This is a genomic window from Flavobacterium cheongpyeongense, assembly GCF_003202435.1.
Lineage (GTDB): Bacteria > Bacteroidota > Bacteroidia > Flavobacteriales > Flavobacteriaceae > Flavobacterium > Flavobacterium cheongpyeongense.
Genome location: NZ_QJHK01000028.1, coordinates 1 through 16,492 on the forward strand (window position 1 = coordinate 1; position 16,492 = coordinate 16,492).

Consider the following 16,492-nt stretch of genomic DNA (forward strand, 5'->3'; position numbering starts at 1 on the left):
TTTGTTTTAGGATAAACCGTTCTCAATTTAAAACAAGTATTTTTCATAAATCCATAGAAAGAATGGTAAATGCAAAACCGATATATCAAAAAAATATAAAACAGATATTAAGTGCATAACTCAATAAACTTATTTTTAATACATTTTCAATCGAGAGTTCAAACTAAACAAGTCAAAAAAAACAAGAATTTACTGAAAAAAACATACTAATTCCTAATTTATAAAAGCTATCTTGTTTTGAATTTTATTTTCAGAATAAAAAGAACCGTTAGCAGACTGAATTGGAAGCTAAAAAAATGAACGGAGGATACATTAATAAGATTTAATTTTTATCTTTAGATGCCATAAACAATTTATTTTAATGAATGTTTTAAAAACTATATTATATTTCTCTATTTTTAGATATCCTTTAAAATTAGAGGAGATTCATGATTACACAAACCATGACAACAAAGCCAATACCGCTGAAGAATTAGATCTTTTAATCCAAAAAGGAATCTTATTCATGGTAGATGAATTCTATGTTTACGGAAATGATTTGGATAGTGTAACCAAAAGGTTAAAAGGTAATCTATATGCATCAAATATAATGACAAAAGCCTATAAAAGAGCTAAATTCATTTCAAAATTCCCCTACGTAGAAGCTGTTGGCATCTCTGGTTCTCTTTCAAAAGGCTATCATGATGAAAACAGTGATATTGATTTTTTTGTAATTACAAAACCTGATCGATTATGGATGTGCCGAACGCTATTGATATTATTTAAAAAAATATTTTTACTAAACTCCCGAAAATATTTCTGTGTTAATTACTTCATTTCAACTTCCAGCCTTGAAATTGAAGAAAAAAACCGATTTACTGCTACTGAATTAAAAACTCTCATTCCTATTACGGGAAAAGAAGTTTTTGAAATATTTTATACTAAAAACCTTTGGGTCAATGATTATTTCCCAAAATTTAAGCCTGATCTATCTCCTATTGGAAATCAAAATAAGCCATTTTTTACTAAAACACTAGAATTTGGCCTAAACAATACCTTGGGTGAATTTGTGGATTCTGGTTTTAAAAAAATCACTATAGCAAAATGGAAATCGAAATTTAAAAATATCGCCACAGAGGATTTTAAAATAGCACTTAAATCTACCCAAGATATATCAAAACATCATCCTTCAAATTTTCAGCAAAGAGTAATTCTGGCTTTAAACGAAAAATACAGGGAATTTCAAAAGAACTACAATATTGAATTAGCAGAAGAACATGCTTGATATCCTTTTTTCGCATTCGTATTATTACAAACTCGACCCAAAGCAATGGAAAAACAAAACGCCTTTTCCTCCTTTGGGGACTTTGTATGCGGCTTCGCTACTGCGGGAAAACAACTATTCGGTAGATTTATTTGACGTGAATTTATTAGAAAACCCTCTTCCGATTCAATCTGTTTTAGAAGAAAAAAAGGCTAAATATTTGGTGATTTATGATGATGGTTTTAATTATCTAACCAAAATGTGTCTGACTAATATGCGCGAGGCCTGTTTTGAAATGATTTCATTTGGCAAAAAAGAAAACTGTATCGTGATTGTTTGTAGTTCAGACGCGACGGATCATTACAAAGAATACCTGGAAAAAGGTGCCGATTATATCATTCAAGGCGAGGGCGAATTAACCTTGCTAGAACTCATAAACGCTATAGAAAAAGGGAATGAAATCGAAACTGTTAATGGAATTGTATTTCAAAAAAAAGGAATTGTAACGCAAAATCCGAAGCGTACTGTTTTCGAGAACCTTGATCAATTGCCCTTGCCGGCCTGGGATTTGGTAGATATCGATGCATACAAACGCATTTGGGCTAAAAGTAATCAATCCTTTACCTTAAATTTAGCAACCACCCGAGGCTGTCCTTTCAAATGTAATTGGTGTGCAAAGCCCATTTATGGGAATAGATATAATGCTCATTCCCCTGAATATATTGTCAAGGAAATTGCTTTTTTACAAGAAAAATTTAACGTAAGTCGTTTTTGGATGTGTGATGATATATTTGGATTGAAACCCAATTGGGTTCAAGAATTCAATGCCGAATTACAGAAAAAAAACCTGAAAATCAGTTATTACATTCAAAGCCGCGTAGATTTATTGCTAAAAGAAAACACTATTGACGCCTTGGCAAAATCAGGATGCGAAGAGGTTTGGGTGGGTGCCGAAAGTGCTTCTCAAAAAATTCTCGACGCAATGGACAAAGGCACAAAAGTAGCAGAAATTTATGAAGCCACAAGATTATTGAAAGCACATAAAATTAGGATTGCCTTTTTTCTTCAATTTGGCTATTTGACTGAAATCAAGGAAGATATTCGAAAAACAATTGCAATGGTAAAAGAATTATTACCTGATAGCATTGGAATCTCTATTTCGTATCCTTTGCCAGGAACTCCATTTTACGAAAAAGTAAAAGAGGATTTGAAATTAAAAGCCAATTGGACAGATTCTGACGATTTTGAAATGATGTTCAACGGCAGTTTTGATTCTGTTTTTTATAGAAAACTGCAACGATTTGTACATAAAGAATATAGAAAAAGCCAAGGTTTTTACAACTTGAAATCCTTGTTAAAGCATCCACTAAATTTGAATTTTCAAAACCTGAAATCAATTGCAAAACTCGGATATTATATCCCGAGCGCTTTTGTTGATGGCTTGATTTTAAAATTATCAAGAGATGAAATCTAAATTCGACAATGCCGCAGCTAATTATGACCATACGTTTACCAATTCTGTTATTGGAAAAACACAACGCAGGTTTGTTTATCATCACGTATCGAAATTTTTAAAAAACAATCCCGTCAAAAACATACTCGAAATCAATTGTGGAACAGGCGAAGATGCTATTTGGTTAGCCAAACAAAACTTTGAGGTCGTTGCAACCGATATTTCTGAAGAGATGATTTTAATTGCACAAAGCAAAGAAAAACTGGACAATTTAACCTTTGAGCAGTTAAACATCAATGAAATCAGCATCCTTTCTGGAAATGAAAAATTTGATTTGATCTTTTCGAATTTTGGTGGTTTGAACTGTTTATCTAAAGAAGAATTAAAATCGTTTTTTGAAAGCGTACCAAATTTAGTTTCAGAAAAAGGGTATTTGGCTTTGGTGTTTATGCCTAAAAACACCCTTTGGGAAGCATTTTATTTTTTTGCGAAAGCCAAATTTTCGTTAGCTTTTAGAAGAAAAAAAGAAAGCGTGATTGCTAATGTTGACGGAGAAAAAGTAAACACTTTTTATTATAATCCAAAAGATATTGTAAATTTATCGGGAAATGATTTTGAAATTATTTCTATTAAACCAATTGGTTTTTTTATTCCGCCATCGTATTTAGAACCATTTTTTAAAAATAAATTAAAACTGTTATCGATTTTAAAAAATTTGGATGAGGCAATTAAAAACTGCTCATTTCTATCAAAATATGCCGATCATTATTTAATAGTTTTTCAAAAAAAATGAGTATTCTATTTACACACGCCTATTATCTTTCTGGAGATTTAAAGGAACAAAAGATAATGAAACCCTATCCACCGTTAGGGCTGCTGTATGTTTCCGCATATTTGACGAGCAAAAACATTCAGAATAATGTCTATGACACTACTTTTTATTCGCAAGAAGATCAACTCAGCTATATTTTAGAAAAAAAACCAAAAGTCATTTCCATTTACACCAATTTAATGACAAAAATAGAAGTTGTAAAACTCATAAAAATACTAAAAACAGAATTGTATGGTTTTCCAAGAATTATTCTCGGCGGACCAGATATAACTTACAATATAGAAAACTATTTGAAATCCGGAGCCGATTTCCTAATTATTGGTGAAGGCGAAGAAACTACTTATGAATTGTATAATGCCATTATCAATAATGATAATTTTAACGAAATCGACGGAATAGCTTTTTTTGAAAACAACAACGTCAATCAAACTCAGGCGAGAACCAAATTTAGGGAATTGGATGAATTACCATTGCCAAACCGAGATGCAATACCAATTGAGAAATATCTTGAAACCTGGAAGAAAAATCACGGCGAAAGCTCCATGACCATTTCTACGCAACGGGGTTGTCCTTATACCTGCAAATGGTGCAGTACCGCAGTTTACGGACAAAGTTATCGCCGAAGACCGGCACATTTGGTTGCTCAGGAAATGAAAATGCTTAAAGACAAATACAATCCAGACGCAATTTGGTTTGTTGATGACGTATTCACAATTAGCCACAAATGGCTCATTGCTTTTCATGAAGAAGTTGTCAGGCAAAATGCCCAAATCCGCTTTGAATGCATAACCAGAGCTGAACGATTGAACAACGAAATTCTGCAACTTTTGAAAGAAGCCGGATGTTTTAGAATTTGGATTGGTGCCGAGAGTGGTTCTCAAAAAATTATCGACTTGATGGATCGCCGTGTCGACGTAAATCATGTAAAAAAGATAATTCAAGATACAAATGCTTTAGGAATCGAGACCGGAACATTCATAATGCTTGGATATCCTGGGGAAACTGAAGAAGACATTTCTACTACGATTCAGTACTTAAAAGATGCAAATCCTACACATTATACTATTACAATTGCATATCCAATAAAGGGCACTTCATTATATAACGAAATTGAAAACAACATTACCGTAAAACCAGATTGGGAAACGTCAACTGACAGGGAGATTGATTTCGAAAGAAGTTATAGCCGAAAATATTATGATTATGCCGTAAAAAAAGTGGTTAACGAAGTAGAATTTCATAGAGAAATTACAAAAGCAGGAAGTCGGAATTATGTGAAAATTTTAAAACTGAAAACAAAATCGATTTTAGCTGGCGGATTGATGAAAATTAACAAATGAAACGTATGAAAAAGCTCCTTTTTGTCTCTTTTTTTTTATTATTTATATCATGCGAAACTAATACTTATGATGAACTGCAAAATCATGATAATAATACTCTTCTTTTAAAATGGAACAAAGCCTATCCGGATGATACAATTGATCAATCTCTAATTGGACTAAAATGGGGATTGTCTTATGTTGGTGCCAAATTACCAAAGACATTAAACGGAATTTCAACTTCAAACAATATCATTTCAATAGATATAAACAAACTCGGCTTTTCAGAAAGTGCAATTGAAAAATTAACAAAACTGAATTTTAAAATTAAGGAATCACAAGAATATCGAACTACAAATACTATAGATTTAGGAAGATATATAACTTTATTGTTGGGCGCTTCCGAGCATTATTATGAAATCACTGGAACACCTCAAACTCTAACAGAAATCCTGAATCGATATACACTGCTTCCACAAAAAGGATACATAGATAATTCGAGCGTTTCGTTTGAAAACAGAATCATTAAGTTTTCAGAACAAAATGGTTTCACTCAGATTTTTCTATCTGAAGAAGTAAATCCCGTTTCTGGTGAGATTTTTGAGTACGAGACAATTGAACTATTGCCCAACGGCCAGTTGCGCTTTGGTATTTTTGATGCGAATGGCAACCGAAAAAACAATACCGATGCCTCTCATTCTAATGCAGGTAAACCGGGAAAATGTATGTGGTGTCACGAATCAAACATCAATCAAATGTTTAGTCATCAAAATGATTATGCCGGTTACTTGACATATAACGAATTACAAAACACTTTAATCAGTTACCGCGAAAGTAACCGAAAGCAAAAATTAGCCCTGACAGATGGCGTCGATTTTTCGCAAAGTCAACAACATACCTTAACCGAATTATTATACATTTCGTTTATGGAACCTTCAGCAGAACGTCTGAGTCTGGAATGGAAAATGCCTTTGACGCTAGTTCAGGGTCTATTATCAAATTTACCAACCCATATTTATACCGAATTCCCTTTCTTGGGCAATTTATATTATAGAAAAGATATCGAAAATTTGGCTCCATTCCAAGGATTATCAGTTTCTTCAAGCGTTCGGGAACAATCTGAAATTGAAGTTAATCATTTGAATTGATGATAAATAACAAAATAATAATAGTAGTGCTCCCAGCATACAATGCAGCAAAAACACTTCAAAAAACCTTTGAAGAAATTCCGTTTGATATTGTTGATGAAATAATTATTACTGATGATTTCAGTCACGACAATACGATTGCCATCGCTAAAGAAATTGGCATCAAACACGTCATCGTTCACGATAAAAACAAAGGTTACGGCGCCAATCAAAAATCATGTTATAAAAAAGCTTTACAGCTCAACGCCGACATTATTGTGATGCTGCATCCCGATTACCAATACACACCAAAACTCATTCCTGCGATGTGTACGTTAGTCGCCAATGATTTGTATGATGTTGTTTTGGGGTCACGTATTTTGAGTAAAGGTGCTTTAAAAGGCGGCATGCCGTTGTATAAATATATTTCCAATAGGATTTTGACTTTCGTCCAAAATGTTTTGATGAATCAAAAACTTTCCGAGTATCATACCGGTTATCGCTGTTTTAATACTCAATTGTTGCTGAAAATTGATTTCGAAAACAACTCGGATGATTTTGTCTTTGACAATGAAATACTGGCACAATGTTGTTATAAAAAGGCCCGAATTGGCGAGATCTCATGTCCCGCAAATTATTTTGAAGAGGCGAGTTCCATTAATTTCAAAAGAAGTATCACTTATGGATTGGGTGTTTTGAGAGTTTCAATATCCTACTTTTTGCAAAAGACTAAACTGTTTTCATTTTCGCTTTTTTCAAAAATATGAAAGAATTTTCAGGAAAATATTACGGGTTATTTCCGCTGATTTTGCTTTGTGCTTTTTACACATACAAAGCGATTAATTTCCCTGTTCACGATTTTTCAAATTACTATTTTGGCGGCAAATTTTTAGCCGATGGCAAATTTAATTCGGGCATCTATTTCCCTTATGAATTCAATAAAGCCATTTCTAATCTTGGATATTCCGGATTATTTACAAGTTATGCTCCAAATACTCCTTTTTTAGCTTTAGTTTTTTACCCAATATCTTTTTTATCATTACCGACAGCCAAACTGGTTTTCAACAGCATAAGTGTATTGCTTTTTGCTTACAGTTTGAATCGATTGGTTTTGTTTTTTAAAATAAATGCAAAGTACATTTTACTTGTTCCAATATTATTTTTTGTGCCCATAAAAAATGAATTACTGTTTGGACAAGTCTATTTTTTACTTTTCTTTTTATTAAGTGAATTTTGGTTGGCTTACGAAAAAGAGGAACCTAAAAAAATGGCGATATTTTTAAGTTTGGCAATATTTCTTAAAGTATTTCCAATACTTTTAATTTTTGTTTTTTTGTTTAAAAAACAATTCAAACCCTTGATTTATATTGCAATTTCTTGTTTGCTGTTGTTTTTAATTTCAGTGCTTTTTACTGGATTTGACATTTGGATTTTTTATTTTAAAAATGTCTTGACAAAAGCTTCCAATGGCGAAATTGCCGGAGCCTTTGTTGACAATTACCAGTCCGTTTTTATGTTTTTAAAACGATTAATGATTTTTGACGAAATTGAAAATCCAGATGCTTTCCTTAATTCTCCCTTTTTATTTTTTGCCTTAACTTCTGCCTTAAAAATTGGATTAATAATCACGGGTTATTTCGTTTACAAGAGAGTTTCAAATTCCCTTTTCATTTTCTCTTATTGGATTTTGACTACAATTTTAATTTCGCCTTATGGAAGTACATATACTTTCATTTTACTCTTGTTCCCATTTTTCGTTTTGACAAAAAGTGATATTTCAAATGTTAAAAAAGTCCTTTTTCTTTCTCTTTTATTACTGATAAATAATTTGCCGATCGCCTATTTTATTGAAAATAGATTTCCGTTCTCTTATCTTCGATTGTTTGCTTTGGCATTATTTTTTATTCTCTTTTTATCATTAATTTACCGAAAAGTAAATTGGAAAATTATTACACTTAGCACAATTGTTCCCTGCCTTTTAATAACTTTATTTAAAAAGTCAGAAATTGTAAATTCAACTTATTTTCTTCATAAAAATGCTCCAATTTTGGTTTATGATTATAAAATTGCAAACAATCAATTGACTTATTTTTATTGGACAGAAGAAGGCGAAAAAATAGAATCTGTTCCGCTTGAAACACAAACTGCCATCAATGTTGAACTAAAAAACAATCAGGCTTATTACAACAAAAAACAGTTTACATTTGAAAAGGGCAATAAGCTAAAACCAATATTGATAAACAACAAAACACTTCTTTATCTTTCAGACTATGATCGGGGAATTGGGTTTTATGCGTTGAGAAAAATTAAGATAAATTGAAAAAAACACACATCAATAGGATTGGATTTATTTCATCAAATGCATTGCGGCAAATATTAGTTTCTGCATTTAGTATGGCCATTCCTTTTCTGGTAATTCATTATTCTTCGAAAGAAGTTTGGGGTTCATTTGTATCAATTTTATTATTCACATTGTTTGCTTTACAAATTATCAATTGGGGGAATAAAGAATATTTATTGCGGGAGTTTAGCAAATATCCAAGTAAAATAAATCAGAATTTCTCCGAAAACATGATTACCAGATTACCATTGGTTGTATGCTTTTCAATTGTTGGATTCGTGATTTTTCCAATCTATTTTGGGTTTTGGATTATGATTTGGATCATTGGAAGGTATTTTAATCATTCCGTAGAATCACTAATTCTTTATCAAAAGAAATTCAAGTCTTCATTAGTCATAGAGTTTATGAGTTTTGCCTTATTTGGCTTATTTTTTTTCTTTTTAAGATCAAAAGTTGATGTTTATTTACTTTTAATAATTTACAGTTCTTATCAATTTATAAAAGGGTTTCTTTATTTTGTTTTGTTCAAAAAATATTTATCATTTCAAAAACTTATATTCAACATTGGTTATTTCAAAGTTTCTTTCTCCTTTTTTCTGCTCTCGATTTTAGGGTTTTTAGGTTCAAAAATTGATGTTTGCATAACTGATTACTTTGGAAACAAAACAATTACTGCCGAATATCAAATTATCAATAGTCTTTTAGTCTTTACAATGTCAATTACATCGTTTATATATGCACCTTTCACAAAAATGATTTATAGAAATAATGACGATGTAATGCACAAATCTAAAAAGACCCTAACATTTCTTGGGCTAATTATTGTTCCAGCATCATTATTGGTCATCTATTTGATTCTGAAATATTATTTAAAAACAAATTTTTCAATTGTTTTTTACTTAATTGCTTTTATATATGTTTACCCATCTTATCTTTTTTGTTTAGATATTGTAAATTTGTTCAAACAACACAAAGAAAAAATTGTCGTTCTATTCCTTTTTATTGGAGTTGTCTTGACTGCTGTTTTATCATCTCTTTTTTTATATTTAGATTATGGAATAATTGGAGTTTTATTAGGAAGTGCAATTGCCCAGTTGACAATTTTAATTTTGTTTAAATTAACAAATAAATATGTATTATGAAAATACTAAAAGAAACAATTACAATAGGTTCTCTGCTTATCCTCTCTCTTTTTTTCATGGTATCATGTGAAAATTCTGAAGAAAACATTACTACACTTTCTTCCATTGAAATATCAACTGGAAAAATTTATCCAAATTTTAGTCCTGAAATAAAAGATTATTACATAACATCCCTAAACACTTTAAATATAATTGACGTAACAATAAATGATTTTACTCCAAATAAAACTATTTATATCAACAATATTAGAGTCAAAAATAAAATCACTAGTTTGAAATTAAAACCTGGCGATGACATTGTTGTAAAATCTGGAAAAAACAATGAAACCAGTAGTACTTACACCATTCATTATTTACCACTGGATCTGCCTAAAATTAATGTTATTACAAAAAACAATCCTTCCAATGGTTTTATTCTTGTAAACTTGTTTGAATTATCTTCAACTATCATAAATAATTTTAGCTACATCACAATTTTAGACAATAATGGCTATCCTGTTTATTACAAAAAACTCCCTTACAAAGCTGTGATTAATTTTAAATATTTCAACATAGGAAATAATCAAAAAAGGTTTTCCTATAACGTCAATGACCTTGGAAAGGTGGTTGTAATGAATGAAAAATTTGAAGAAATAAAACAACTTGAAATCCTTCCCCATAATGGTCACGGAAGCTACCCAATAGACAATCATGATTTTATTTATATAAACGACAATCACTATATAATTCCAGGCATCATAACCCGAAAAAGTGTTGACATGACAGCTTATGGAGGAAAAAATTCTGTTGATTTAACCGAATTGATATTCCAGGAAATAGTAAATAATCAGGTAATATTCGAATGGGAAAGTTCCGATTACCCTGAACTGCTAAGTGCTTCTGACCCTATTTATTATAACCAATATGCTACGAGTTCAAAAGTAGACTATTTTCATTTTAATTCTATTTGTATTGACCCTAACGACCAAAACTTTGTGATTTCTGCCAGACATACTAATCAAATCTATAAAATAAATAAAACTACCGGAGCCATTATGTGGCGTTTCGGAGGAAATAATGATGATTTTAAACTAACTGGCAATAAAATTATTTCGCATCCTCATCATTGTACAATCTTAAGCAATGGAAATCTGCTATTGTTTGACAATGGTGTTACTAAAACTCCTCAACAAACCAGAGTGGTCGAATTTGCCTTGGATGAAAACAACAAAACCGCAAATTTAGTTTATGAATATGAAGATACAGGTCGCTATTTCGATATAATGGGGTCAACACAGAAATTGGAAAATGGAAACTATTTCATCGGTTGGGGAGGAAATATCACTTCACAAATTAATGCCAATAAATCAGACATAACAGAAGTAAATACAAGCGGAAAAATTGTTTTAGATATTAGCTTCAGTAATAATCCCAACAGTTTCAGTTATTCCTATCGAGCTTTGAAATATAATATTACATTCTAATGAATAAAATCATCCTATTCAATCCCAGAAGTGCCAATGGCAAGCATCGAATTCCCAACTCGATTTTACAGGTTGGCGCATCCATTCATGGAAAATACGAGTACGTTTTTGTCGATGGAAATCTGGAAAAAGACCCTTGGTTAACCATTGAAAGTTATTTAAAAACAGGTGAATTCAAATATTTTGGATCCACCGTTATGCCTGGACCTCAATTAAGGCAAGCCATTCCTTTCACCAAAAAAATCAAAGAAACCTATCCAAATGTGATTACCGTTTGGGGCGGTTATTTTGCTTCAAATCAATATAAGGTTGCATTAAATTCGGGTTGTGTAGATTATGTAATTAATGGCCCCGGCGACAATACTTTTCCGGAATTGGTTAACGCATTGGAAGCGAATGAAGATTTAAGCTTTATTAAAAACCTGATCTATAAAGACAATGCAAATCAAATCGTAAAAACAGCAGTCGAAGCTTTACTGGATCAGGATACTTTACCCAAATTTCCGTATGACTATTTAAATTCGTTTTATCCGGTTCAGGATTATCTGGCTAAAACATTTATGGGAAATAAAACCTTGTCTTATCATTCGAGCATGGGTTGCCCTTTTTCCTGTTCATTTTGTGCCATTGTTCCTATTTTTAATGCCAAATGGAAAGGCATGTCGGCTTCCCGAATTTATGAAGATGTCAAATATTTCAAAGAAAAATACAACATTGATGCGATAGAATTTCACGACAACAATTTCTTCACTTCAAAGAAACGAGTTTTGGAATTTTCAGAATTAATAATGAATGACAATATTAGTTATTGGGGAGAAGGCCGTATTGACACTATCAATATGTACAACGATGACGAATTAAAACTGATGAGGAAAGCCGGTTGTAAAATGATTTTCCTTGGTGCCGAAACAGGTAATGATGCAGTACTAAAACAAATGAACAAAGGCGGAACACAAACAGGACAAATGATTAAAGATTTTGTGCTCCGAATGAAAAATGCCGATATTGTTCCTGAACTGTCTTTTGTTTTAGGTATGCCAGCCAAAACTGAAAAAGAAGTCTACGATCAAATTCTCTGGGATATTAATTTCATCAAGGAAATCAAAGCCATCAACCCAAACGCAGAAATCATTATTTATCTTTTCAGTCCCGTGCCCACAGAAGGTTCGCAACTTTACAAACAGATTCTCGATGCTGGTTTTTCATTTCCTGAACAACTTGAAGAATGGATTTCTCCTTCATGGGAAAATTTTGATTTGCGAAAAAATCCACTAACTCCCTGGCTAAAGCCCTACATGATTGACACAATTAAAAATTTTGAAACCGTCCTGAATGGTTATTATCCTACTGTTTCTGATTTTAGGATTCGAGGATACAAAAAGCGATTGTTACAAATGGTTTCAGCCTTAAGGTATAAATACAATATTTATCATTATCCTTACGAAATCAAAGCTTTACATAAAATATGGAAATACCGTCAGCCTGAAATTGAAGGATTTCATTCTGAATAATTAGTAATTCTTAAACTTTAAAAGCTGTGGCAAATTAATTTTGTATAATGAAAGCATTAATAAAAAAAATAATCAGTCCATTTCTGAAAAAAGCAAGTGCGATTTATTTGTCGAAACCCAGAGAATATACCTATAAAGAAATTATTGTTTGGGTAGAACCAACGGTATTCCCTCCCTTTATAACTTTCAGTACAAAATTACTTTTAGAATTTCTCGAAACGCTTTCATTAAAAGGAAAAAAAATGCTTGAATTGGGATGCGGATGCGGAATAATTTCAATTTTAGCGGCCAAAAAAGAGGGAATTGTAACTGCAACCGATATTAATAATACTGCATTGGAAGCTTTAAAAAAGAACGCTTCAAATAACAAGGTTTCAATAGAAATTATTCATTCAAACTTGTTTGAAAATATTCAGGACAAGAACTTTGATTTCATTGTAATAAATCCTCCTTATTATCCCAAAAACCCTAACACAATTGCAGAAAAAGCCTGGTTTTGTGGCGAAAACTTTGATTATTTTGAAAACTTGTTCTTCCAGCTCCCAAATTTTATCACTTCTGAAAACAGCATTTTCATGATTCTTTCCGAAGATTGTGAACTGGAAAAAATAAAAGCTATTGCATTAAAAAATGAAATAGCTTTTGAATTATTATTGGAGAAAAAAAATATCGCAGAGAAAAATTATATTTTCAAACTACAAAAACTACAACTTGCTCGTTGACTCCCGTTCTTTTAGCTTTGTCTTAATAATAATTGTTTCGTAATCAGAAGTCTCTCCCTCCTTTTCTTCCAATCTTGAAATCAATCGTTTGGCTGCAACTTCACCAATTTCGATTCCGTGCTGACTGACAGTAGTCAGACTTGGCGATAAACGTCTTGATGCTAAAATTCCATCTGCAAAACCAATAATCGAAATATCTTCAGGAACTTTATACCCCTTTTTAAGACTTACTCTTAAAGCAGCTACGGAGTCATTTTCATCTAAAGCAAAAATTCCATCAATTTTGTGATCGAAAAGTGCCTCTATTTTACTTTTCATCTCATCTTCTGAATTAGTACGAAGAATTATTTTTTCGTTTATCGGAATATTATTATCATTTAAAGCTTTCAAATATCCATCAGCTCTTAGTTTTCCAACACTTAAATTATCTACTGAGGAAATTAAGGCGATATTTTTACATCCCAAATTAATCAAATGCTGCGTCGAATTTAAAGCCGAATCAAAATCATCAACCACCACTTTATCACATTCAACTCCATCTGCAATTCGGTCGAACATTACAATTGGGGTTCCGTCATTAATAATTTCAGAAAAATGACTGTACTCTTCTAAATTTTGTGCCTCTTGGGAAACAGAAAGGATGAATCCGTCAATAGTTCCGTTACTCAGCATTTCAAGCGTATGAATTTCCTTCTCTAACGATTCGTTGGAAATACATGTAATTACATTATACCCTTTTTTATCAGCTACTTTTTCGATTCCGCTAAAAACTTTTGCAAAAAAGGAATTTAATATATTGGGTATAATTACACCTATTGTTTTGGTCTTGCGATTCTTTAAGTTAAGCCCAATAACATTAGGCTTATAATTTTTGAGTTTGGCATACTCCTTAATCTTTACCTTGGTTTGTTCACTAATTTCAGGGCTATCATTTAACGCCTTAGAAACTGTCGACACAGAAACACCAAGTTCTTTTGCAATTTGTTTTAGAGTTGCTTTAGCTTTCATTCAATTCAATTTTATGTAATTAATACAAATATAATAGAATTGCCTAAAATAAAACAAAAAACACCTGCCAGAATTTAAAATCACGATACCTTTTCAAAATAAAAACCACAAAACACATAATATATCAAACAACTCATGATATATCGTTTACACCTTACTATAATATTACTTACCATTAAAAATTTGGATTATTTAACGAAAATATATTTCCGGGACTAATGGATGTTAAATTATATACCCTAATTAAATGGTACTCGACTTTTATTGTAAAAGCCGTTTTTATATTGTCTAAAAACAAAAAACTGACCCCCTGATTTTCAGCATATAAAATAATCTTTTCATGTATTTGGATTTAAAATAATTAATTGTACTTTTGCATCCCCTTTATTGGGGATGGAATGTTTAATTAAAATAATATTATGGACGCATTAAGCTACAAAACAGTTTCAGCAAACAAAGGCACTGTAACTAAAGAGTGGATTGTTGTTGACGCTGATGGTCATAACTTAGGTCGTCTTGCTTCAAAGGTTGCGATGATCTTAAGAGGTAAGTACAAGCCAAGTTACACACCACACGTTGACTGTGGAGATAACGTAATTGTTATCAACTCAGAAAAAATTAACCTTACAGGTACAAAAATGAATGACAAAATTTACATGCGTCATACAGGTTACCCAGGAGGACAAAGAACTTTAACTGCTAAAGTATTGCAATCTAAAAACCCTGCATTATTAGTAGAAAAAGCTGTAAAAGGAATGTTACCTAAAAACAAATTAGGAGCTGAACTTTTTAGAAATCTAAATGTTGTTGTAGGTGCAGAGCATACTCACGGAGCTCAAAAACCTAGAACTGTTAACCTTAACGATCTTAAGTAATGGGAGTTATTCACAAAATCGGTAGAAGAAAAACCGCTGTTGCACGTGTTTATGTTTCTGAAGGAACAGGTAAAATCACTGTAAACAAAAAAGAATTCGCAACTTACTTTCCAACTGCAACTTTACAGTATAAAGTATTACAACCGCTTTCTATGACAGAAAACGCTGGTAACTTTGATGTAAAAGTAAACGTTTACGGAGGTGGTTCAAATGGTCAGGCAGAAGCTGTAAGAATGGCATTAGCCCGCGCAATGTGTGAAGCTAACGCTGAAAACAGAGCAATCCTTAAACCAGAAGGATTATTAACAAGAGACCCTAGAATGGTTGAACGTAAGAAATTCGGTCAGAAGAAAGCTCGTAAGAGATTCCAGTTCTCTAAACGTTAATATTACCTGTTTTGTTCAGAAAGGACAAGACATTATCAATTATTTATTGAAATTAAAAAACACAGTTATTGTTGCTCTCCTACCGAGGTAGGAAATAGTTTAGCATCTAAATGTATGAAGCCTGGGATTCGAGCAAATAAAATTTGCAAGAACGTTAGTCAAAAAATATTAAAACCTAACGAAACCGCCATTTATACATTGCTAATCAACAGAACGTAAACTAGTACAAAAATGGCAAACAAAATAGAAGTAAAAGAATTACTAGAAGCAGGTGTTCACTTCGGACACATGACTAGAAAATGGGATCCAAACATGGCTCCTTACATTTATATGGAGCGTAATGGTATTCACATTATCAATCTATATAAAACTGCAGCTAAAATCGAAGAAGCTAATGAAGCTTTGAAAAAAATCGCTGCATCAGGTAGAAAAATCTTATTCGTAGCTACCAAAAAACAAGCAAAAGACATCGTTGCTGATAAAGCAAAAGCTGCAAACATGCCTTATATTACTGAAAGATGGCCAGGTGGAATGCTTACTAACTTTGTAACTATCAGAAAGGCAGTTAAAAAAATGTCTTCTATTGATAAAATGAAGAAAGATGGTACTTTCAACACCCTATCTAAAAAAGAGCGTTTGCAAGTTGATCGTCTACGTGCTAAATTAGAGAAAAACTTAGGTTCAATTGCTGATATGTCAAGACTACCTGCAGCATTGTTCGTAGTAGATATCAAAGCTGAACACATCGCAATAAAAGAAGCTCAAAAATTAAACATTCCAGTTTTCGCAATGGTTGATACGAATTCTGACCCAAGAGAGGTTGATTACGTTATTCCAGCAAATGATGATGCTTCTAAATCAATTGACAAAATTTTATCTTTAGTAACTGCTGCTGTAATCGAAGGTCTTTCTGACAGAGGTTCTGAAAAAGAAGCTGACGTATTCACTGAAGAAGCTCCAGCTGCTGAAGCTGCTGCTCCTGCTGTAGAAGCTGCCGCTCCTGCAACTGAAGAATAAATCAAACTTTAAATTCCAAAATTTAAATTCCAAAATCCAAAATAAAATTAAAA

At 32.1% G+C, this 16,492-nt stretch carries 15 protein-coding genes and 1 pseudogene; 15 read left to right on the top strand and 1 reads right to left on the bottom strand.

Annotated elements, in window-relative coordinates:
- The 12 genes and pseudogenes from DMB65_RS20300 to DMB65_RS20355 form a co-directional block, all read left to right on the top strand.
- Positions 1 to 119, top strand: a pseudogene (locus DMB65_RS20300) (IS1595 family transposase); the annotation flags it as partial.
- 242 nt (positions 120 to 361) lie between these two features.
- Positions 362 to 1,264 carry a nucleotidyltransferase domain-containing protein gene (locus DMB65_RS20305; RefSeq protein WP_110308457.1) on the top strand — a complete coding sequence of 301 codons (903 nt, stop codon included), beginning with the start codon at positions 362 to 364 and terminating at the stop codon, positions 1,262 to 1,264.
- On the top strand, positions 1,257 to 2,717 hold the full coding sequence (locus DMB65_RS20310; protein WP_110308458.1) for a B12-binding domain-containing radical SAM protein: 1,461 nt from the start codon (positions 1,257 to 1,259) through the stop codon (positions 2,715 to 2,717). Before DMB65_RS20305 ends, DMB65_RS20310 begins: the two co-directional genes overlap by 8 nt.
- Positions 2,707 to 3,489, top strand: a complete 783-nt coding sequence (locus tag DMB65_RS20315; RefSeq protein WP_110308459.1) for a class I SAM-dependent DNA methyltransferase — start codon at positions 2,707 to 2,709, stop codon at positions 3,487 to 3,489. The genes DMB65_RS20310 and DMB65_RS20315 overlap by 11 nt, the downstream gene beginning before the upstream one ends.
- Positions 3,486 to 4,868 carry a B12-binding domain-containing radical SAM protein gene (locus tag DMB65_RS20320; protein ID WP_110308460.1) on the top strand — a complete coding sequence of 461 codons (1,383 nt, stop codon included), beginning with the start codon at positions 3,486 to 3,488 and terminating at the stop codon, positions 4,866 to 4,868. Before DMB65_RS20315 ends, DMB65_RS20320 begins: the two co-directional genes overlap by 4 nt.
- A gap of 5 nt (positions 4,869 to 4,873) precedes the next feature.
- Positions 4,874 to 5,995, top strand: coding sequence for a hypothetical protein (locus tag DMB65_RS20325; protein WP_123955371.1), 1,122 nt, complete (start codon positions 4,874 to 4,876; stop codon positions 5,993 to 5,995).
- A complete protein-coding gene (locus DMB65_RS20330) occupies positions 5,995 to 6,741 on the top strand; it encodes a glycosyltransferase family 2 protein (protein WP_110308462.1) in 747 nt (248 codons plus the stop codon). The genes DMB65_RS20325 and DMB65_RS20330 overlap by 1 nt, the downstream gene beginning before the upstream one ends.
- Positions 6,738 to 8,294 carry a glycosyltransferase family 87 protein gene (locus tag DMB65_RS20335; protein WP_110308463.1) on the top strand — a complete coding sequence of 519 codons (1,557 nt, stop codon included), beginning with the start codon at positions 6,738 to 6,740 and terminating at the stop codon, positions 8,292 to 8,294. Before DMB65_RS20330 ends, DMB65_RS20335 begins: the two co-directional genes overlap by 4 nt.
- Complete coding sequence (locus DMB65_RS20340) at positions 8,291 to 9,457, top strand: lipopolysaccharide biosynthesis protein (RefSeq protein WP_123955372.1); 1,167 nt, start codon at positions 8,291 to 8,293, stop codon at positions 9,455 to 9,457. Before DMB65_RS20335 ends, DMB65_RS20340 begins: the two co-directional genes overlap by 4 nt.
- Complete coding sequence (locus DMB65_RS20345; protein WP_110308465.1) at positions 9,454 to 10,920, top strand: aryl-sulfate sulfotransferase; 1,467 nt, start codon at positions 9,454 to 9,456, stop codon at positions 10,918 to 10,920. Before DMB65_RS20340 ends, DMB65_RS20345 begins: the two co-directional genes overlap by 4 nt.
- Positions 10,920 to 12,431, top strand: coding sequence for a B12-binding domain-containing radical SAM protein (locus DMB65_RS20350; protein ID WP_165835009.1), 1,512 nt, complete (start codon positions 10,920 to 10,922; stop codon positions 12,429 to 12,431). Before DMB65_RS20345 ends, DMB65_RS20350 begins: the two co-directional genes overlap by 1 nt.
- Positions 12,432 to 12,478: 47 nt before the next feature.
- Complete coding sequence (locus DMB65_RS20355) at positions 12,479 to 13,153, top strand: methyltransferase (protein WP_110308467.1); 675 nt, start codon at positions 12,479 to 12,481, stop codon at positions 13,151 to 13,153.
- On the opposite strand, the gene DMB65_RS20360 is transcribed toward DMB65_RS20355, so the two are convergent.
- Entirely contained in the window at positions 13,136 to 14,161 is a 1,026-nt protein-coding gene (locus DMB65_RS20360; RefSeq protein ID WP_110308468.1) for a LacI family DNA-binding transcriptional regulator, read from the bottom strand. The genes DMB65_RS20355 and DMB65_RS20360 overlap by 18 nt on opposite strands.
- Before the next feature lie 419 nt (positions 14,162 to 14,580).
- Between DMB65_RS20360 and rplM the strand changes: the two genes are divergently transcribed.
- From rplM to rpsB, 3 genes are all read left to right on the top strand, one after another.
- Positions 14,581 to 15,036, top strand: coding sequence for a 50S ribosomal protein L13 (rplM, locus tag DMB65_RS20365; RefSeq protein ID WP_031454410.1), 456 nt, complete (start codon positions 14,581 to 14,583; stop codon positions 15,034 to 15,036).
- Positions 15,036 to 15,422 carry a 30S ribosomal protein S9 gene (gene rpsI, locus DMB65_RS20370; protein WP_110308469.1) on the top strand — a complete coding sequence of 129 codons (387 nt, stop codon included), beginning with the start codon at positions 15,036 to 15,038 and terminating at the stop codon, positions 15,420 to 15,422. The genes rplM and rpsI overlap by 1 nt, the downstream gene beginning before the upstream one ends.
- Positions 15,423 to 15,653: 231 nt before the next feature.
- On the top strand, positions 15,654 to 16,439 hold the full coding sequence (gene rpsB / locus DMB65_RS20375) for a 30S ribosomal protein S2 (RefSeq protein ID WP_110308470.1): 786 nt from the start codon (positions 15,654 to 15,656) through the stop codon (positions 16,437 to 16,439).
- Positions 16,440 to 16,492: the final 53 nt, after the last annotated feature.